The organism is Sphingosinithalassobacter tenebrarum (assembly GCF_011057975.1).
Lineage (GTDB): Bacteria > Pseudomonadota > Alphaproteobacteria > Sphingomonadales > Sphingomonadaceae > Sphingomonas > Sphingomonas tenebrarum.
Genome location: NZ_CP049109.1, coordinates 347,639 through 364,811 on the forward strand (window position 1 = coordinate 347,639; position 17,173 = coordinate 364,811).

Below are 17,173 nucleotides of genomic sequence, written 5' to 3' on the forward strand. Positions count from 1 at the left end.
ATCAGAAGGCGGCGATCCCCGTGATCGCGCGACCGAGGATCAGGCCGTGGACGTCGTGCGTCCCTTCATAGGTGTTGACCGTTTCGAGGTTGATCGCGTGGCGGATCACATGGAATTCGGCCGAAATCCCGTTGCCGCCATGCATGTCGCGCGCGACGCGGGCGATATCGAGCGCCTTGCCGCAATTATTGCGCTTGAGAATCGAGATGGTTTCGGGCGAGAGCAGGCCCTCGTCGAACATCCGCCCGGCGCGCAGGCAACCCTGCAGCCCCAGCGCGATTTCGGTTTCCATATTGGCGAGCTTGAGCTGGACGAGCTGATTGGCGGCGAGCGGCTTGCCGAACTGCGCGCGGTCGAGCGTATATTGTCGCGCCTGCCGCATGCACGCTTCGGCCGCGCCCATGCTGCCCCAGGCGATGCCGTAGCGGGCGCGGTTGAGGCATCCGAACGGCCCTTTCAGCCCCTGAACCTCGGGCAGCAGCGCGTCCTCGCCGACTTCGACGCCATCCATCACGATCTCGCCGGTGATCGAGGCGCGCAGGCTCAGCTTGCCCTCGATCTTCGGTGCGGACAGCCCCTTCATGCCCTTTTCGAGAACGAATCCCTTGATACCGCCGCCATGCGCGTCCGATTTTGCCCAGACGACGAATATGTCGGCGATCGGCGAATTGGTGATCCACATCTTGGAGCCCGTCAGGCGATAGCCGCCGTCGATCGCCTCGGCGCGGGTGCGCATGCTGCCCGGGTCCGAACCGGCATCGGGCTCGGTCAGCCCGAAACAGCCCACGCATTCGCCGGTGGCAAGCTTCGGCAGATATTTCCGCTTCTGTTCCTCGGTGCCGTATGCGTGGATCGGATGCATGACGAGCGAGCTCTGCACGCTCATCGCCGAACGATAGCCCGAATCGACCGCTTCGACTTCGCGCGCGATCAGACCGTAAGAGACATAGCCCAGCCCGGCGCCGCCATATTGTTCGGGGATCGTCGCGCCGAGCAGGCCGAGCGCACCCATTTCGGTCATGATCTCGCGGTCGAAGCGCTCGTCGAGAAAGGCGGAAGTGACGCGCGGCAGCAGCTTTTCCTGAGCATAGCCGTGCGCGGTATCGCGCACCATGCGCTCCTCGTCGGTAAGCTGCGCGTCGAGTGCGAAGGGGTCCTGCCAGTCGAACCGGCCCATCTCTGCCATATGGCTATCCTCTATTGTGTCGTTTCGGCGCGGGCGGTGGCGGTGGGAGCCCCGGGCCCCTGCATCGCCGCCAGCTCGATTTCGCCGAGGGCGCGGCGCGCCGCGATATAGCGTTTGGCCGCGTTCACCCAGTTTTCGGCATAATCGATCCCCGGCATGTGCGAAACCTCGGCAAGCGCGGCTTCGACCTGACCGGCATCGAGCATCCGCCGCGCGCGCGTCAGCCGGTCGGCGGGGCGCGGACCGGGCGAGGTTTCCTGCCGCAGCACCACCAGGTCGTCGGCAAGCCGCCGGATGCGGCTCCACGGGCCCTCGCCCGGCGCGCCGGCGGCAAGCCGCGGACCGATCGCGTCGAGCGCGAGGCGCAGATCCTCGAGCGTCACCGGGTCCTCGGCGGCGCGCACGATCGTCGCGACCGCATCGGGATGGGTATCGCCGAAACGGGCGCGCAATTGCTCGTCGACCGCTCCGAGCGGCAACCCGCGATCCAGCAGCCGCCGCGTGGCGAAAGCGATCATGAGGCCTTCGGCACGCGCGGCATAGGCTCCGGCGACTCGCGAATCACTGTCCACCGCCGAAAGTCGGCCCTCAATGACGTCGAGCCGTGTCGCCAGCGCCTGTTCGCGCGCGTTGAGCGTCGCAAGGTCGGTACCGGGCGGAAGATCGGGCACGATCGGCTGGGCTTCGGTTGGGGGCTGCACCGATTGTTCGGCGACTTCCTCGACCGAGTCGGACCATAGCGTCCCGCCGTTCATCCGCACGATCAGTCCCAGTGCGGCTATACCGCAAAGAAAGGCGAGAACCCCAACCGATATCGTGATTCCCAGCGGGGACAGACCGCGGGCCGGTGCCAGTACGGAGGGCTCTTCGCGGCTCATGGCGTCCTTATCCCCGTGTCGCGACAAGCGGTCAATCGGCGAGCGTGCATGCGGTTTCGATCAGTGCGAAATCGCCAGGCTCCGGTGCCGTGGCAATTCGCGCCCAGCCCTGACCGAGCGACATGGCGGCATTTTCCGAAATCGCCGCCACGGCAATCTCGCACCGTATCGTTTCCGAGCAAAGCTCGGCGAGCCGCGCGCCGGCCCGCGGCGAGTGGATCAGCGCGACGGACCCGGCAAGTTGCGCAACCGCCGCTTCGTCTAGATCGCGCGGATCGCTGGTATAGACGGTCTCGATACACGCGATGATGCCGCCTTCGCGCAGCCGACGGTTGCGGCCGGCCAGATGCAGCGCGCGCCGAAAGCCGGCCGCTTCCGCCTTCTCGATCAGCGTCTCGGCATTGCCGGGCCCGGTCACCGCGATGCGGAACCCTGCATCGTTCGCCGCGCTGGCCGTCGCGCTGCCCACTGCGAGAACGGGCAGGCCGCGCAATGCCTCCAGTCCCGGGCCACCGTGGCGAATCGCATTGGCGCTGGTCAGCAGCAGCGCGTCGAAACCGCCCGCACCGTTCGGTTGCCAGTCGACGCGACGGGTTTCGAACAGCGGCAGGCGGAGGACGGGGCGACGAAGCTGCGCGATGCGGCCCGCGGTGATGGCGTTGCCCGGCTCGGGGCGAAGAACGGCGAGCGGACGGCTCATCCCGCGAACAGGCGCCGGACCGCGTCCGGGGCGCGGGCGAGCAGATCGGCCGCCATCGTGCGTGGCAGTTCGGGGTCGCCGGGCGCGCCGGCTTCCTGGCCGTGAACATGTTCCGATCCGTCTTCGCTGAGCAGTTCTGCGCGCAGGGTCAGGATCGCGCCCTCCAGCGTCGCAAGCGCGCCGACCGGCGAGTGGCAGTCTGCATGAAGCGCGGCGAGCAAGCCCCGTTCGGCGGTGACGCAGGCATGCGTGACCGGATGGTCGATCGCGGCGATCCGGGCATGCGCGTCGCGGTCGTCGGCACGGACTTCGATCCCCACCGCGCCTTGCGACGGCGCAGGCAGCATGGTTTCGACCGGCACGGCAATGCCGACGTCATGACGTCCCAAACGCTCCAGCCCCGCCGCGGCAAGGAAGGTCGCGTCGGCCTCTCCGGCCGCGAGCTTGGCGAGCCGGGTGTCGACATTGCCGCGAAACAGCACGGTTTCGATGTCGGGCCGCAGCTTCCTGAGTTGCGCGGCACGGCGCGGCGAACTGGTACCGACCACCGCGCCTTGTCGCAGCGCTTCGACCGAATCGACGCCGACGATCCGGTCGCGCACATCGGCGCGCGGCAGCATCGCGGCGATCGTCACCCAATCGGGGCGAAACGTCTCGACATCCTTCATCGAATGGACCGAGCAATCGATATCGCCCTGGTGCAGCGCGCGATCCAGCTCCTTGGTCCACAGCGCCTTGCCGCCGATTTCGGCGAGTGCGCGATCCTGCACCCGGTCGCCGGTGGTGCGGATCGGCACGATTTCGACATGGTCGGGCGACCAGCCATGCGCCGCGATCAGCGCGTCGCGCACCATATTGGCCTGAACCAGCGCAAGCGGCGAGCCGCGCGTACCGATACGAAAGGGAGTAGGCATCGCGGCTTGTGCTAGCGCCGCGCGCCTCTAGATGGAAGCGATGGCATTGATCCTCGGCCTCGAATCGAGCTGCGACGAAACCGCGGCGGCGCTGGTGACTTCGGACAGACGCATTCTCGCGCACAGGCTGGCGCGGCAGGACGAGCGGCACCGCCCCTATGGTGGCGTCGTCCCCGAAATCGCCGCGCGCGCGCATGTCGAGATGCTGGGGCCGCTGGTCGAACAGGCGCTCGAGGAAGCGCAGGTTACGCTCGCCGATATCGATGCGATCGCGGCAACTGCCGGTCCGGGGCTGATCGGTGGCGTCATGGTGGGGCTCGTCACCGGCAAGGCGCTGGCGCTCGCCTCGGGCAAGCCGCTGATCGCAGTCAATCACCTCGAAGGGCACGCGCTGTCGCCGCGCCTGTCCGATCCCGATCTTGCCTTTCCCTATCTGTTGCTGCTCGTCTCGGGCGGGCATTGCCAGCTTCTGCTGGTCGAAGGTGTCGGCCGCTATCATCGCCTTGCCACCACGATCGATGATGCCGCCGGCGAAGCGTTCGACAAGACCGCCAAGCTGCTCGACCTGGGATTTCCCGGCGGGCCTGCGGTGGAAGTCGCGGCGGCGCAGGGCAGTCCCCGCGCCGTTCCCCTGCCGCGTCCGCTCGTCGGGTCGGGCGAGCCGCATTTCTCCTTCGCCGGGCTCAAGAGCGCCGTTGCGCGCGTCACCGATGACTATGCGAAGGAAGACATCGCCGCCTCGTTCCAGCAGGCGGTTGTCGATTGCCTGATCGATCGTACCCGCATCGCGCTGGGCAAGGCGTCGGAAGCCACCGCGCTGGTCGTCGCGGGCGGGGTTGCGGCGAACAAGACCGTCCGTGGTGCGTTGGAGGGGCTGGCTGCCGATCATGGCATGCGTTTCGTTGCCCCGCCGCTCTGGCTGTGCACCGACAATGCGGCGATGATCGGCTGGGCGGGCGCGGAGCGTTTCGCCGTCGGGCTCACCGACCCGCTCGATACGCCGGCACGCGCGCGCTGGCCGCTCGATCCTCAAGCAGAAAAAGTGCGCGGAGCGGGAGTGAAGGCATGACGATCGGTATTGTGGGCGGCGGTGCGTGGGGCACTGCGCTGGCGCAGACAATGACGGGCAATGACAGCGACGTACGGCTGTGGGTTCGCGAACCCGAAGTGATCGAATCGATCAACGAGCGGCACGAAAACGCAGTCTATCTGCCTGGCGTGAAGCTTTCCGAACATGTCCGCGCGACCGACGATCTGGCCTGGGTGGCAGAGGTATCCCCGGTGCTGGTGGTGACTCCCGCCCAGCATATGCGCAGCGTGCTTTCGAACATGCCCGGCAAGGGGCAGGCGCTGATCCTGTGTTCGAAGGGGATCGAAGCGGGAAGCCAAAAATTCCTTCACCATGTCGCTGCCGAAACCGTATCCCATTCGCCGATCGCCGTGCTTTCGGGGCCGACCTTCGCGCATGAAGTGGCGCAGGGCCTGCCCACCGCCGTCACACTGGCGGCGGAGAATATGGAGCTGGCGCAGGAACTGGCCGCGGTAATCGCGCGGCCGGCGCTGCGGCCCTATGTCTCGAGCGATGTCGTCGGTGCGGAAATCGGCGGCGCAGTGAAGAACGTCCTCGCCATCGCCTGTGGCGTGGTGGACGGGGCCGGGCTGGGGCAGAATGCGCGCGCGGCACTGATCGCGCGCGGATTCGCCGAAATGACGCGCTACGGCCTGGCGCGCGGGGCGAAGGCCGAAACGCTGGCGGGGCTTTCGGGGCTGGGGGACCTTGTCCTCACCTGCTCATCGACCAGTTCGCGCAACTTCTCGCTTGGCGTGGCGCTCGGAAGGGGCGGCAGCGCCGACGCGATCATGGCCGACCGCAAGACCGTGGCCGAAGGTGCCTTCACCGCGCCGGTGCTGCGCGAGTCCGCAGAGGAAGCAGGCGTCGACATGCCGGTCACGCAGGCGGTGTGCGCGCTGCTCGATGGCGCCGATGTCGGCGATGTGATCGACGGGCTGCTTAACCGCCCGCTGCGCGAAGAAGGCGTGTGACGCGCTGGGCGGCGCTGCTCCGCGGCGTCAATGTCGGCGGGCGCAAGCTGGCGATGGCGGACCTGCGCACGATGCTCGCGGGCATGGGGTTCGCCGATGTCGAGACGCTGCTCGCTTCGGGCAATGCCGTCTTCTCCGCAGCTGAAAACGACGCGGCGAGGCTGGAGCGCGCGCTCGAGGCGAAATCGGCGGAAACGCTGCGTCTTGCGACCGACTATCTGGTACGCGACGCCGACCAATGGGCTGACGTCATGGCCGCCAACCCGTTTCCCGAAGTTGCCGCCGAGCGGCCCAACCAGCTGCTGGTGCTGTTTCACCGCGACCCGTTCGACCCCGCGCTGCTCGATTTGCTCGCGGAGCACTATGACGGCCCCGAGCGGCTCAAGCCAGTCGGCCGCGAACTCTATATCGACTTTCCCAACGGGCAGGGCCGGTCGGACCTCGTACCGATGATGACCAAGCTCAAATTCCCGAAAGTGGCGACCGGCCGTAACTGGAACACCGTCACGAAGATCACGGCGAAGCTGGGCGAATAGTTGTGCCCGAGTTGCCGCTGCTCGTCGGGCTGCTACCATCTCATGATGCGCTTCCTCCTGCTTCCCCTTGTTCTGGTCGTTTCCGGCTGCGATGGGGCCAGCCAGTCCGCCCCTAACCGGTCCGCCGCCATCGTGTTCGACGGCTATGATGCCGCGTTCCCGCTTGCGCCTCCCGAAGCCTATCAGCGCAAGGAAGATCGGTTGATGGTCGAACGCGATCCAGAAGCCACTCCCTGCCTTTCACGCAATGCCGATGGACAAACGGAATCGCGGCCAACGGACCAGTGCTTTGTCATGCTGGACCAGGCCCGGTTCAGCGGTGTCTGGCTCGACGCCTACGAAGCGTCGATGTTTTTCCCGGACGTGCGCGAACTGCCCGCATTCTCGAAATTCGAAGAAGGGTGGTGGGTAAATCGGAACTTCGATGGTGGCCCGGCTTTAGACCCCGCCCGACCCCATGTCTATCGGATCGAATTCATCGGTCGCCGGACCCGCCATGCCGGAATGTACGGCCATTTGGGAACCGCGCGGCATGAGGTCTATGCCGACCGGATATTGTCGATCGACGAAATCCCCTATCCAGAGAACTGGGCCGAAGCCGAATAAGGCGATTGGCCTTAGCGCTCAGAAATCGACCGCGACGCCCTTTCTCTCCCAGTCGCCATAGCGAGTCGGGTCAGGCCGATTGGGATTTTCCGTGCCGCGCCGCTCTGCCTTCGCATCCGGTTCGGGCACCGGCGGGCTTTTCGAAAGATGGGCCGGCGGTTTCACATGTTCGGGGCGCTTGCCCATGAGGGGTCTCCGGCGAATTGATTTGCGGGGCCTGAAGCACCAGATTGGATGGCCAAGGAGTTGCGTCAAGTGAACACGCTCAAGACCACCATGTTGCTCGCCGCGCTGACGGCGCTGTTTCTCGCGCTGGGCTTCACGCTCGGCGGCCGCGCGGGGGCGATGATCGCGCTGCTGATCGCGGTGGGCATGAACTTCTTCACCTACTGGAACGCCGACAAGATCGTGCTGAAGATGCACAATGCGCGCGAAGTCGATGATGCGAGCGCGCCCGAATTTGTTGGAATCGTCCGCGATCTGGCGCGGCGCGCGAAGCTGCCGATGCCGCGTGTCTATCTGGTCGACGAACCGCATCCCAATGCCTTCGCCACCGGGCGCGATCCGCAGCACGCCGCCGTCGCCGCCACCACCGGGCTTGTCCAGATGCTCGACCGCGAGGAGATTGCGGCGGTGATGGCGCACGAACTCGGCCATGTCCGCAATCGCGACACGCTGATCATGACGATGGTCGCGACGATCGCGGGCGCCATTTCGATGCTCGCCAATTTCAGCCTGTTCTTTCGCGGCGGGCGCGGCGCGGGGATCGCCGGGCTGCTCGCGGTGCTGGTTGCGCCCTTCGCGGCGATGATCGTCCAGATGGCGATCAGCCGGACGCGCGAATATGGCGCCGATCGCGCGAGCGCCGAAATCAGCGGCAACCCGCGCGCGCTCGCTTCGGCGCTGAACAAGCTGGCGCAGGGCGCACAGCGCATCCCCAATCCGGTGGCGCAGCGCATGCCCGCCGCCTCGCAGCTTTATATCGTTCCGGGCCTGTCGCGCGGTGACAGCCTGTTCTCGACGCATCCCGATACCGGCAATCGCATTGCCGAGCTTGAGCGGATGGCGAACGAAATGGGCGCGCCCGCGGTGCAGAGCGCCAGGGCACCGGCATGGCCCGCCGCGCCGCGACCGGCCGCGCGGGCATCGGTGCCGCGTACCGGCGGCCGGAGCCGTCCGGCGCGTTCGCGCAGCGCGCTCGATCCGCATCGCGACTGACCTTTGGCCCCTCCCCAACAGAAGCGCCGACCGCAGCGCGCGGCCGACACGCCCGGCGTTCCCGCGCGCAAGGCTGCGTTGCGCCTGCTCGATGCGGTGCTGCGTCGCGGCCTCGCACTCGAAGCCGCGCTCGATCATGCCGCCGAGGGGCTGGAGCCCGCCGATCGCGGCCTTGCCCATGCGATCGCTGCCGAAGTGCTGCGCCGCCTGCCCGATCTCGACACGCTGATCGACGGCGCAACCGCCAAGCCGCTGCCGCACGATGCCAAGGCGCGCTTCGTGCTGCGCATCGCGCTGGTCCAGTCGCTGGCGCTCGGCACGCCGCCGCACGCAGCCATCTCCACGGTACTGCCGCTGGTTGACGGCGGCCCGCGCAAGCTGGTGCATGGGGTGTTCGGCGCCCTGATGCGCAAGGCGGTGGCGCTTCCCGAAGTCCCGGCGCTGTTTCCTCCCGTGGCCAAGCGCTGGCGCAAGGCCTGGGGCGAGCCGATGGTTGCCGCGGCCGCGCGCGCCATCGCCGCGCCGCCGCCGCTCGACCTGACGATGCGCGATCCGGCGGAGACGCAGGCGCTTGCCGAAGCGATGGGCGGCGCCAGCCTGATGCCCGGCCATATCCGCCTGCCCGCCGGAACGGCAGTGCGCGAGCTTCCCGGATATGAGGCCGGCAGCTGGTGGGTGCAGGATATCGCCGCGTCGCTGCCCGCGCGCATGATCGGGGCCGGTGCGGGCCGGGTGCTCGATCTGTGCGCCGCACCCGGGGGCAAGACGCTGCAACTCGCCGCAGCGGGCTGGGACGTGACGGCGCTCGATATTTCGGAAAGTCGTCTCGTGCGACTTTCGGAAAATCTGGCGCGTACCGGCCTTGCCGCGACGATCGTCGCGGCCGACGCGCTGACATGGGAGCCCGATGCCCCGTTCGACGCGATCCTGCTCGATGCGCCATGCAGCGCGACGGGGATTTTTCGCCGTCATCCCGATGTACTGTATCGCGCGCGTCCGGCGATCGTTTCCGAAATGGCGGAGCTGCAGACGAAACTGCTGGCACGCGCGGCGGATTGGCTGCGGCCCGGCGGAACCCTCGTCTACGCCACCTGCTCGCTCGAACCCGAAGAGGGCGAAGCGCAGGTCGCGGCGTTTCTGGAGGCGCGCGAGGATTTCGCGCTTGTCCCGCCCGATCGCGCGCAGCTGCCGCCGGGCGTGGCGCCGGATCGGCAAGGCGAGCTGCGGATGCTGCCGACGATGCTTGCCGATGCCGGGGCGCTTGACGGCTTCTTCGTCGCATCGCTGCGGCGGCGCGACTGAAAATCGCGAGTCGCAGATATTGCGGCGAGTCGCGCGCATGCTAAGGGACGAAAATGCAGCCCGTCCGTATTGCGCCGTCGATCCTGTCCGCTGACTTCGCCCGTCTGGGGGAGGAAGTGCGCGCGATCGATGCCGCCGGGGCCGACTGGATCCATGTCGATGTGATGGACGGTCATTTCGTGCCCAACATCACGATCGGCCCGGCGGTGATCAAGGCGCTGCGCCCACACAGTGCCAAGCCGTTCGACGTGCACCTGATGATCTCGCCGGTCGATCCGCTGCTCAGGGAATTCGCCGATGCCGGTGCCGACACGCTGTCGGTGCACCCCGAAGCCGGGCCGCATCTCCATCGCACGCTGCAGACGATCAAGTCGCTCGGCAAACGTGCCGGAGTCGTGCTCAATCCCGCGACGCCGGTCGAAGTCGTCGATCCGGTTTTCGACATGGTCGATCTCATCCTGGTGATGAGCGTCAATCCCGGTTTCGGCGGCCAGAAATTCATTGCGAGCCAGCTCGACAAGATTGCGGCGCTGCGCAAGCGGATCGATGCGAGCGGCCGTGCCATCGACCTTGAAGTCGATGGCGGCATCGACCGCGAAACCGCGCCGCGTGCGATCGCCGCGGGCGCCGATGCGCTGGTCGCGGGCACCGCCAGTTTCCGCGGCGGGCCGGATTGCTATGCCGACAATATCGCCGCGTTGAGGGGTGTGTGACGCAGGAACCACCGTCCAAGCCCGCCGCCGACAGCATCGATGAAGGCAAGCGGCTGATTCGCCTGGGCGGCGATCGCGGGCTTTCGCTCGCCGAGCGGATTTCGGAGCGGTTCCAGCGCATGGCGTGGCGCACGCCGTTTCACGCGATGCGGCTGCGCGGGCGGCACCCGCTCAAACTGATCGCCGTCGCCGACGATCCCTTTCTCGGCGATCCTGCGAGCGGCAATGCGATCCTCGACGGGCGGCTTTCCTTTCGCGGCGAGGAGCGCGAGATCGCCGAACTGGATTTCGCGCGGCCCGATTGGTCGCGCGGTTTCGGCGACTATGTCCAGAGCTTTGCCTGGCTGCGCGACCTTTCGACGGTCACCACACGCGCGCGCGGCGCGCCGATTGCCGAAGCGATCATGCGGCTCTGGCTCGACGCGCATGCCGACAAGATTACCGACCCAGCCTGGCGCGCGGACCTTTGGGGCAGGCGCATCCTGTTCTGGACGGCGCATGCCCCGCTGATCCTGTCCTCGACCGATCTCGTCTATCGTTCGAGCGTGCTGCACGCACTCGCGCGCGGAGCGCGCTATCTCGACCGATCGGCCGATCGGGTGCAGGTCGGGCCGCCGCGCATCGCCGCCTGGTGCGGCATGCTGGTTGCGGGGCTAATGATTCCCGGCGGTGACCCGCGCCGGTCCTTCGGCGAATCCGGGTTGCAGCGCGCGCTGTCGCAATCGGTGTTCGACGATGGCGGAATCGTCACGCGCTCGCCCGCCGGGCAGGTCGATGCGATCCGGCTGCTCACCATGCTCTGCGAAACCTATGCCGCGCGGCGGATCGAGCCGCCCGAATTCGTAGCCGTGGCGCTGCAGCGCATGGTTGGCGCGTTGCTCGGCATCACCCACGGCGACAAGGGGCTTTCCAGCTGGCAGGGCTGCGGGCCGATGCCGGGCGAGGCAATCGCGCAGGTCGTGGAAGCAACCGGCGTGCGCACGCGGCCGCTCAAACAGGCGCGCGACTGGGGCTATCAGCGATTGTCGGCGCAGAAGACCGTGCTGATCATCGATGCGGCGCCGCCGCCGGTCGCGCGACTGGTCGAAGGCGGCTGCGCGTCGACGCTGGCGTTCGAACTTTCAGACGGCGATCACCGTATCGTGGTCAATTGCGGCGGCGCGCGGGCGACCAACATATCGGTTCCGATCGCGCTGGGCGAAGGGTTGCGCACCACCGCCGCGCATTCGACTTTGGTGGTGGGCGACAGCAACTCCACCGCCATCCATGCCGATGGCACGCTCGGCCGCGGCGTCGGCGAAGTCGAGCTGGCGCGGCAGGAAACGGAAAATTCCAGCCGGATCGAAGCCAGCCATGACGGCTATGTCCGCCGCTTCGGCCTGACGCATCGCCGCCAGATCACACTGGCTTCCGACGGGCGGGACATTCGCGGCGAAGACAGCCTGCTTCCGGCCGACAAGCGCAAGCGCAAGAAACCGACGCCCTTCGCGATCCGCTTCCACTTGTCGCCCTATGTCGAAATTTCGCCGACCGCGGATGGCCAGGCCGCGATCCTGCGCCTGCCGGGCGGGGCGATGTGGCAGTTTCGCTGTCGCGGCGCGACGCTGGCGATCGAGGACAGCATCTGGATCGATTCGCGGGGCCGGCCCGTTCCCACCGAACAACTCGTCGTTTCGGGCGAGGCAATTGCCGGCGGCACGAGCATCAGCTGGGTTTTTCACCGCGCTCGCTGACAATCCGGCCAAGCCGGGACACGGGCGCCGATTCAGGGCTTGGAGCCCTGTCGCGATCCGATAGGGTCAATCCCCGGGGAATCGCGGGGTCGCGAATTGGAAGAGGCCGACATTGTCGTCATCGGCGCCGGCTCCGGGGGCTGTGCCGCAGCGGGGCGCCTGAGCGCGGAGGGACGCTGGCGCGTCGCGCTGCTCGAAGCGGGCGGGCGCAATGCCGGGCTGCGTACGCGAATGCCCGCGATGCTGGTCGATCCCGTTCCGGCAAGCAACTGGGCATTCGAAACGCTGCCCCAGCCCGGGCTGAACGGGCGTCGTGGCTATCAGCCGCGCGGGCGCGGACTGGGCGGCTCGAGCGCGATCAACGCGATGCTCTACATAAGGGGCCATCCCGGCGATTATGACGAATGGGCGGCGATGGGCTGTTTGGGCTGGGCATGGCGGGACGTGCTTCCCTGGTTCCGCGCAAGCGAGTGCAACGAACGCGGCGGCGATGCCTGGCACGGCGATGCCGGCCCGCTGGCGGTGTCCGACCAGCGCCATCGCCACCCCGGCGCGCAGGCGTTCCTCGATGCCGCCGCCGCGCTCGGCGTCCCGGTCAATCCCGACTTCAACGGCGCCGAACAGGATGGAGTCGGCTGGTTTCAGGTGACGCAGCGTCGGGGCGCCCGCTGGAGCGCGGCGCGCGCCTATCTCGATCCGTCGCGCGACACGTTGGAGGTCCTGACCGAGGCCGTCGTCGAGCGCATCCTGTTCGAGGAGGGGCGAGTCTGGGGCGTTGCCTATCGCCGCGATGGCGAACGCCATGTGTTGCGCGCGCGGCATGTGGTGCTGGCGGCTGGCGCGTTTCAGACGCCGCAGCTGCTGATGCTGTCTGGGATCGGGCCGGGCGCGCGGCTCGGCGATATGGGGCTTGCGGTGCAGGTCGACCGAAATGATGTCGGCGCGAATCTTCAGGATCATGTCGACTATGTCGCTTCCTTCGCGGTGCGCGGGCACGGCTTTCTCGGCCGGTCGCTGCGGGGAAAGCTGCGCTTCGGCGCGGCGATGCTGCGCTGGCTGGCGACGCGGCGCGGGCTGATGACGAGCCCGCTTGCCGAAGCCGGGGCGTTTCTGCGGACCGATCCGCGCGCGGCGGCGCCCGACGTCCAGCTCCATTTCCTGCCCGCGATCGTCGAGGATCACGGCCGCGCCCGTGTGAAGGCGCATGGCTATAGCTGTCACGCGGCGGTGCTGCGGCCGTTCAGCCGGGGGACGGTGACGCTGGCCTCGCTCGACGTGCGCGATGCCCCGCGCATCGATCCCGCCTTCCTTGCCGATCCGCGCGACCTGCGGCTGCTCAAGCGAGGGGTGCGGACGATGTACCACATCCTGCGCGCCGACCCGCTGGCGCGTTTCGGCGGGCGCGATCGCCATCCGATCGACATGGGGGATGAAGCGGCGTTCGAAGCGGCGCTGCGCGCGCGGGCGGACACCATCTATCACCCGGTGGGCACCGCGCGCATGGGGAGCGATGGGGATGCGGTGTGCGACCCGCGACTGCGCGTGCGCGGTGTCGATGGGCTCTGGCTCGCCGATGCCTCGGTGATGCCGCGCATAGTCGGCGGCAACACCAATGCGCCGACGATCATGATCGGCGAACGCTGCGCCGATTTCCTGGCTGCCGATTTGCGTGAAGGCTGAAAGCTCGCCCGCGGAAGCTCGCGCCGCTACCCGTCATGGCGTGACACAAAAAATGGGCCGGTGGCGAACCACCGACCCAGTTATTCCGCAGGAGGAACTATCCTCGTGTGTCGGATCAGTGTCCAATCACACGAATTCGGGATAGGCCTCGACGCCGACTTCGGCCTTGTCGAGCCCCATCATTTCTTCTTCTTCGGTCGGACGCAGACCGATGGTGAACTTCAGGATCGCCCAGATGATGCCCGCGGCGACCATCACGAAGATGCCCGTGGCGATCACGCCGGTGAGCTGCGCGATGAACGGCACTTCGGTGTTGGTCAGACAGACCGCCAGCGTGCCCCAGATACCGCAGAAGAGGTGGACCGGGATCGCGCCGACGACGTCGTCGATCTTGAGCTTGTCGAGCAGCGGCACGGTGAAGACGACGATCACGCCGCCGATCGCGCCGATGGCCAGCGCCCACGGAACGCTCGGCGTGAGCGGCTCGGCGGTGATCGACACCAGGCCGGCGAGCGCGCCGTTGAGCACCATGGTGACGTCGACCTTGCCGTAGAGCAGCTGAGTCAGGATCACGACCGCGACGACACCGGCACAGGCGGCCATGTTGGTGTTGACGAAGATGCGCGAAACGTCGCTCACGTCACCCACGGTGCCCATCGCAAGCTGCGAGGCGCCGTTGAACCCGAACCAGCCGAGCCACAGGATGAAGGTACCCAGCGTCGCCAGCGGGATGTTGGTGCCCGGGAAGACGTTGACCTTGCCGTCGGCATAGCGACCAAGACGCGGCCCGAGGATGATCGCACCGATCAGCGCGGCCCAGCCGCCCGTCGAGTGCACCAGGGTCGAACCCGCGAAGTCCGAGAAGTCCATCGCGTCGAGCCAGCCTTCGCCCCATTCCCAGCTCACGACGACCGGATAGATGACGCCGGTGAGGACGACGGTGAAGATCAGGAACGGCCACAGCTTGATGCGTTCGGCCAGCGTGCCCGAGACGATCGAAGCGGTGGTGGCACAGAACACCATCTGGAAGAACCAGTCCGAAGCGACTGAGTAGCTGCCCTGATCGATTCCGGCAGCGACGTCCTGCATCGGGTAGAAGAAGCCTGCGCTTCCGAAATAGCCGGTCGCGGCATCCTCGAAACCCGGATAGGCGATCTGATACCCGATGATCCAGAACATGATGCCCGCAATAGAATAGAGCACGATGTTCTTGAGGCACTGCATCGAGACGTTCTTGGAGCGGACAAGACCGGCTTCGAGCATCGCGAAACCGGCGGCCATCCACATGACCAGGAAGCCGCCGATCAGAAACAGCAGTGTGTCGAAGATAAAGGCAGTGTCGGCGCCAGCCGCCGGCGCTGCCATTGCGGGTGTTGCGGCGACCAGCCCAACGCTGGCCGTTGCAGCCAGTTTCAAAGCATTTTTCATGGAACCCCCCTTCACAATCAGAGCGCCGTTTCGTCCGTCTCGCCCGTGCGGATGCGAACCGCCTGGCCGATGTCGAGGACGAAGATCTTGCCGTCACCGATTGCACCGGTGTTGGCGGCGGACTTGATGGCTTCCACGGCTCCGCTGACGAGATCCGCCGGACAGGCGATCTCGAGCTTGATCTTGGGAACCATGTTGGTGCTGTATTCCGCACCGCGATAGATTTCGGTCTGGCCCTTCTGACGGCCGAACCCCTTGACCTCCGTAACGGTCATTCCGGTAACGCCGGCACTTGTCAGCGCCTCACGAACATCATCCAGCTTGAACGGCTTGATGATGGCGATGATCAATTTCATTCCATCCCCCTAGCATTGCTTTCTGCCGGGGATTGCTCAGCAAAGGCCGTGCCAGAGACGAAAAGGCGCGTTTCTGCGCTGCAGCGCGCAATGAAATGTTACGGATGCGTTAAAATTTGTGCAGTTGCGAATGCATGCTCAAAAATCGGGCAGGTTTTCGATGATCGCGCGCGCCTCGGCGACATCCTCCGCATCGACCATCACGCGCACGGGAATCAGGAAGGCGCTGCCGTCGGCGATGCTGGCTTCGGCATCGAAAGCGACGGCGGGAATGCCTTCGGATTCGAGCCGCCCCACCAGGATATGCGCCTCGAAGCGATTGAAGCGCCCGATTTCGGCGAGCGCCATCAGCCGCCGGTCCGCGACCGGAAGTCGGGCGAGCGGACAGACGGCGCCCCGTGTCCGGCCATCAGCGGAAGCCGCGCGCTACTCTCGACCGCCGAAGTCACGTTGCGGTGCCGCCCACAGTCAGTCCCGAAACGAGCAATGTGGGCTGACCGACGCCCGCGGGAACGCCCTGCCCGCCCTTGCCGCACATGCCGACGCCTTCGTCGAGCGCGAAATCGTTGCCGATGCCGGTCACCTTGGTCAGCACGCTCGGTCCGTCGCCGATCAGCGTCGCGCCCTTGATCGGTGCGCCGAGCTTGCCGTCCTCGATCTTGTAGGCCTCGGTGCAGGAGAAGACGAACTTGCCCGAGACGATGTCGACCTGCCCGCCGCCGAACGACTTGCAGTAGATTCCCTTCTTCACGCGGCTGCGCAGTTCCTCGGGATCGTCATTGCCCGCGCGCATGAAGGTGTTGGTCATGCGCGGCATCGGCGAATGTTCGAAGCTTTCGCGACGGCCGTTGCCGGTCGGCTCGACGCCCATCAGCCGCGCGTTCATGCGATCCTGGATATAGCCTTTCAGGATGCCGTCCTCGATCAGGACGTTTTCCTGCGTCGGCGTGCCTTCGTCGTCGATGCTCAGCGATCCGCGCCGGTCGCCGATCGATCCGTCATCGACCACCGTGACTCCCGGCGCGGCGACACGCTCGCCGATCCGGCCGGAAAAGGCGCTTGTCCCCTTGCGGTTGAAATCGCCTTCCAGCCCGTGCCCGACCGCTTCGTGGAGCAGCACGCCGCACCAGCCGGGGCCGAGCAGCACGGGCATTTCGCCTGCCGGTGCGTCGACCGCTTCGAGATTGGTCAGCGCCTGCGCCAATGCCTCGTCGATTGCGCGGTTCCAGGTTTCCGGTTCGAACAGGCGCCCGTACAGCGTGCGTCCGCCGGTGCCGAAGCTGCCGGTCTCGCGCCGACCGTTCGATTCGGCGACGATCGACACGTTGAGCCGCACCAGCGGCCGTACGTCGGTGGCGACGAATCCATCGGGACGGATGATCTCGACCACGCTCCACTGGCCGGTCAGGCTCACCGATACCTGGCTCACGCGCGGATCGCGGGCGCGTGCGGCGGCGTCGATCGTCTGGCAGAGGTTGACCTTGTCGGCGAAGGGGACGAGGTCGAGCGGATCGGCGTCGGTATAGAGATGCCGGTTGTTCTGTCGCGGCGGCGGCGCCTTGGCTCCGCTGGCCGTATCGATCAGTGCCATCGTTTCGGCGGCCCGACGGATCGCCGGTGCGCTCAGCTCATTGGCGTGCGCGAAGGCCGAGGTCTCGCCCGAAACCGCGCGCAGCCCGAATCCCGATTGCGTGTCGTAGCTTGCGGTCTTCAGCCGGCCATCGTCGAAGCCGAATGCCTCCGACCGGCGATATTGCAGGTAGAGCTCGCCATCCTCGGCGCCCGAAAGCGCATCGGCGGTCAGGCGCAATGCCTCATCGGGCTCGAGGCTGTCGCGATAGAGAAACGAACGGGGATCGGAGGGAATATTCATCCCGCCG

18 protein-coding genes are annotated in these 17,173 nt (G+C 66.9%); 9 read left to right on the forward strand and 9 right to left on the reverse strand.

Annotated elements, in window-relative coordinates:
• Position 1: 1 nt before the first annotated feature.
• From G5C33_RS01755 to hemC, 4 genes are read right to left on the reverse strand one after another with little or no spacing between them, the layout of a single operon-like run.
• The gene (locus tag G5C33_RS01755; RefSeq protein ID WP_165325631.1) at positions 2 to 1,186 is read right to left on the reverse strand and encodes an acyl-CoA dehydrogenase; all 1,185 of its coding nucleotides are present in this window, start codon (positions 1,184 to 1,186) and stop codon (positions 2 to 4) included.
• Positions 1,187 to 1,197: 11 nt separating this feature from the next.
• Positions 1,198 to 2,064 carry a hypothetical protein gene (locus G5C33_RS01760; RefSeq protein ID WP_165325632.1) on the reverse strand — a complete coding sequence of 289 codons (867 nt, stop codon included), beginning with the start codon at positions 2,062 to 2,064 and terminating at the stop codon, positions 1,198 to 1,200.
• Between the two features lie 31 nt (positions 2,065 to 2,095).
• Positions 2,096 to 2,764 carry a uroporphyrinogen-III synthase gene (locus G5C33_RS01765; RefSeq protein ID WP_165325633.1) on the reverse strand — a complete coding sequence of 223 codons (669 nt, stop codon included), beginning with the start codon at positions 2,762 to 2,764 and terminating at the stop codon, positions 2,096 to 2,098.
• Positions 2,761 to 3,678: a hydroxymethylbilane synthase gene (gene hemC / locus G5C33_RS01770; RefSeq protein WP_165325634.1), complete on the reverse strand. Its 918-nt coding sequence runs from the start codon at positions 3,676 to 3,678 to the stop codon at positions 2,761 to 2,763. Before hemC ends, G5C33_RS01765 begins: the two co-directional genes overlap by 4 nt.
• Before the next feature lie 40 nt (positions 3,679 to 3,718).
• Here hemC and tsaD point away from each other — a divergent pair, with 40 nt between their 5' ends.
• Genes tsaD through G5C33_RS01790 form a run of 4 tightly spaced genes read left to right on the forward strand, consistent with a single transcriptional unit; the run spans position 3,719 to position 6,863 of the window.
• The gene (gene tsaD / locus G5C33_RS01775; protein ID WP_165328658.1) at positions 3,719 to 4,747 is read left to right on the forward strand and encodes a tRNA (adenosine(37)-N6)-threonylcarbamoyltransferase complex transferase subunit TsaD; all 1,029 of its coding nucleotides are present in this window, start codon (positions 3,719 to 3,721) and stop codon (positions 4,745 to 4,747) included.
• Entirely contained in the window at positions 4,744 to 5,721 is a 978-nt protein-coding gene (locus G5C33_RS01780) for an NAD(P)H-dependent glycerol-3-phosphate dehydrogenase (RefSeq protein ID WP_165325635.1), read from the forward strand. Before tsaD ends, G5C33_RS01780 begins: the two co-directional genes overlap by 4 nt.
• The gene (locus G5C33_RS01785; protein ID WP_165325636.1) at positions 5,718 to 6,257 is read left to right on the forward strand and encodes a DUF1697 domain-containing protein; all 540 of its coding nucleotides are present in this window, start codon (positions 5,718 to 5,720) and stop codon (positions 6,255 to 6,257) included. Before G5C33_RS01780 ends, G5C33_RS01785 begins: the two co-directional genes overlap by 4 nt.
• A gap of 42 nt (positions 6,258 to 6,299) precedes the next feature.
• Positions 6,300 to 6,863 (forward strand): hypothetical protein, encoded by a 564-nt coding sequence (locus G5C33_RS01790; protein ID WP_165325637.1) that lies wholly within the window; start codon positions 6,300 to 6,302, stop codon positions 6,861 to 6,863.
• Between the two features lie 18 nt (positions 6,864 to 6,881).
• On the opposite strand, the gene G5C33_RS01795 is transcribed toward G5C33_RS01790, so the two are convergent.
• On the reverse strand, positions 6,882 to 7,049 hold the full coding sequence (locus tag G5C33_RS01795; RefSeq protein WP_165325638.1) for a DUF1674 domain-containing protein: 168 nt from the start codon (positions 7,047 to 7,049) through the stop codon (positions 6,882 to 6,884).
• A gap of 69 nt (positions 7,050 to 7,118) precedes the next feature.
• Between G5C33_RS01795 and htpX the strand changes: the two genes are divergently transcribed.
• The 5 genes from htpX to G5C33_RS01820 all read left to right on the forward strand — a co-directional run bounded on the left by htpX (position 7,119) and on the right by G5C33_RS01820 (position 13,509).
• Complete coding sequence (htpX, locus tag G5C33_RS01800; RefSeq protein ID WP_165325639.1) at positions 7,119 to 8,081, forward strand: zinc metalloprotease HtpX; 963 nt, start codon at positions 7,119 to 7,121, stop codon at positions 8,079 to 8,081.
• Positions 8,082 to 8,084: 3 nt separating this feature from the next.
• Positions 8,085 to 9,383: an RsmB/NOP family class I SAM-dependent RNA methyltransferase gene (locus tag G5C33_RS01805; protein ID WP_165325640.1), complete on the forward strand. Its 1,299-nt coding sequence runs from the start codon at positions 8,085 to 8,087 to the stop codon at positions 9,381 to 9,383.
• Between the two features lie 53 nt (positions 9,384 to 9,436).
• On the forward strand, positions 9,437 to 10,096 hold the full coding sequence (rpe, locus tag G5C33_RS01810; RefSeq protein ID WP_165325641.1) for a ribulose-phosphate 3-epimerase: 660 nt from the start codon (positions 9,437 to 9,439) through the stop codon (positions 10,094 to 10,096).
• A 119-nt stretch (positions 10,097 to 10,215) separates the two neighbouring features.
• Entirely contained in the window at positions 10,216 to 11,829 is a 1,614-nt protein-coding gene (locus G5C33_RS01815; RefSeq protein WP_165328659.1) for a heparinase II/III family protein, read from the forward strand.
• 96 nt (positions 11,830 to 11,925) lie between these two features.
• On the forward strand, positions 11,926 to 13,509 hold the full coding sequence (locus G5C33_RS01820) for a GMC family oxidoreductase (RefSeq protein WP_165325642.1): 1,584 nt from the start codon (positions 11,926 to 11,928) through the stop codon (positions 13,507 to 13,509).
• Positions 13,510 to 13,635: 126 nt separating this feature from the next.
• Here the strand turns inward: G5C33_RS01820 and G5C33_RS01825 are convergent, their stop codons facing one another.
• The 4 genes from G5C33_RS01825 to tldD form a co-directional block, all read right to left on the reverse strand.
• Positions 13,636 to 14,937, reverse strand: coding sequence for an ammonium transporter (locus tag G5C33_RS01825; protein ID WP_165325643.1), 1,302 nt, complete (start codon positions 14,935 to 14,937; stop codon positions 13,636 to 13,638).
• A gap of 17 nt (positions 14,938 to 14,954) precedes the next feature.
• Complete coding sequence (locus tag G5C33_RS01830; RefSeq protein ID WP_165325644.1) at positions 14,955 to 15,293, reverse strand: P-II family nitrogen regulator; 339 nt, start codon at positions 15,291 to 15,293, stop codon at positions 14,955 to 14,957.
• 138 nt (positions 15,294 to 15,431) lie between these two features.
• Positions 15,432 to 15,641: a putative signal transducing protein gene (locus G5C33_RS01835; protein WP_165325645.1), complete on the reverse strand. Its 210-nt coding sequence runs from the start codon at positions 15,639 to 15,641 to the stop codon at positions 15,432 to 15,434.
• 97 nt (positions 15,642 to 15,738) lie between these two features.
• Positions 15,739 to 17,166 (reverse strand): metalloprotease TldD, encoded by a 1,428-nt coding sequence (gene tldD / locus G5C33_RS01840; RefSeq protein WP_165325646.1) that lies wholly within the window; start codon positions 17,164 to 17,166, stop codon positions 15,739 to 15,741.
• Positions 17,167 to 17,173 lie beyond the last annotated feature (7 nt).

Bases quoted from the DNA above. Each gene is read 5' to 3' on its own strand.
- G5C33_RS01765 (WP_165325633.1), bottom strand. From the start codon at position 2,764: ATGAGCCGTCCGCTCGCCGTTCTTCGCCCCGAGCCGGGCAACGCCATC.
- G5C33_RS01825 (WP_165325643.1), bottom strand. From the start codon at position 14,937: ATGAAAAATGCTTTGAAACTGGCTGCAACGGCCAGCGTTGGGCTGGTC.
- rpe (WP_165325641.1), top strand. From the start codon at position 9,437: ATGCAGCCCGTCCGTATTGCGCCGTCGATCCTGTCCGCTGACTTCGCC.
- tsaD (WP_165328658.1), top strand. From the start codon at position 3,719: ATGGCATTGATCCTCGGCCTCGAATCGAGCTGCGACGAAACCGCGGCG.
- G5C33_RS01755 (WP_165325631.1), bottom strand. From the start codon at position 1,186: ATGGCAGAGATGGGCCGGTTCGACTGGCAGGACCCCTTCGCACTCGAC.
- G5C33_RS01830 (WP_165325644.1), bottom strand. From the start codon at position 15,293: ATGAAATTGATCATCGCCATCATCAAGCCGTTCAAGCTGGATGATGTT.
- G5C33_RS01790 (WP_165325637.1), top strand. From the start codon at position 6,300: ATGATGCGCTTCCTCCTGCTTCCCCTTGTTCTGGTCGTTTCCGGCTGC.
- G5C33_RS01760 (WP_165325632.1), bottom strand. From the start codon at position 2,064: ATGAGCCGCGAAGAGCCCTCCGTACTGGCACCGGCCCGCGGTCTGTCC.
- G5C33_RS01835 (WP_165325645.1), bottom strand. From the start codon at position 15,641: ATGGCGCTCGCCGAAATCGGGCGCTTCAATCGCTTCGAGGCGCATATC.
- hemC (WP_165325634.1), bottom strand. From the start codon at position 3,678: ATGCCTACTCCCTTTCGTATCGGTACGCGCGGCTCGCCGCTTGCGCTG.
- tldD (WP_165325646.1), bottom strand. From the start codon at position 17,166: ATGAATATTCCCTCCGATCCCCGTTCGTTTCTCTATCGCGACAGCCTC.
- G5C33_RS01795 (WP_165325638.1), bottom strand. From the start codon at position 7,049: ATGGGCAAGCGCCCCGAACATGTGAAACCGCCGGCCCATCTTTCGAAA.
- G5C33_RS01780 (WP_165325635.1), top strand. From the start codon at position 4,744: ATGACGATCGGTATTGTGGGCGGCGGTGCGTGGGGCACTGCGCTGGCG.
- G5C33_RS01815 (WP_165328659.1), top strand. From the start codon at position 10,216: ATGGCGTGGCGCACGCCGTTTCACGCGATGCGGCTGCGCGGGCGGCAC.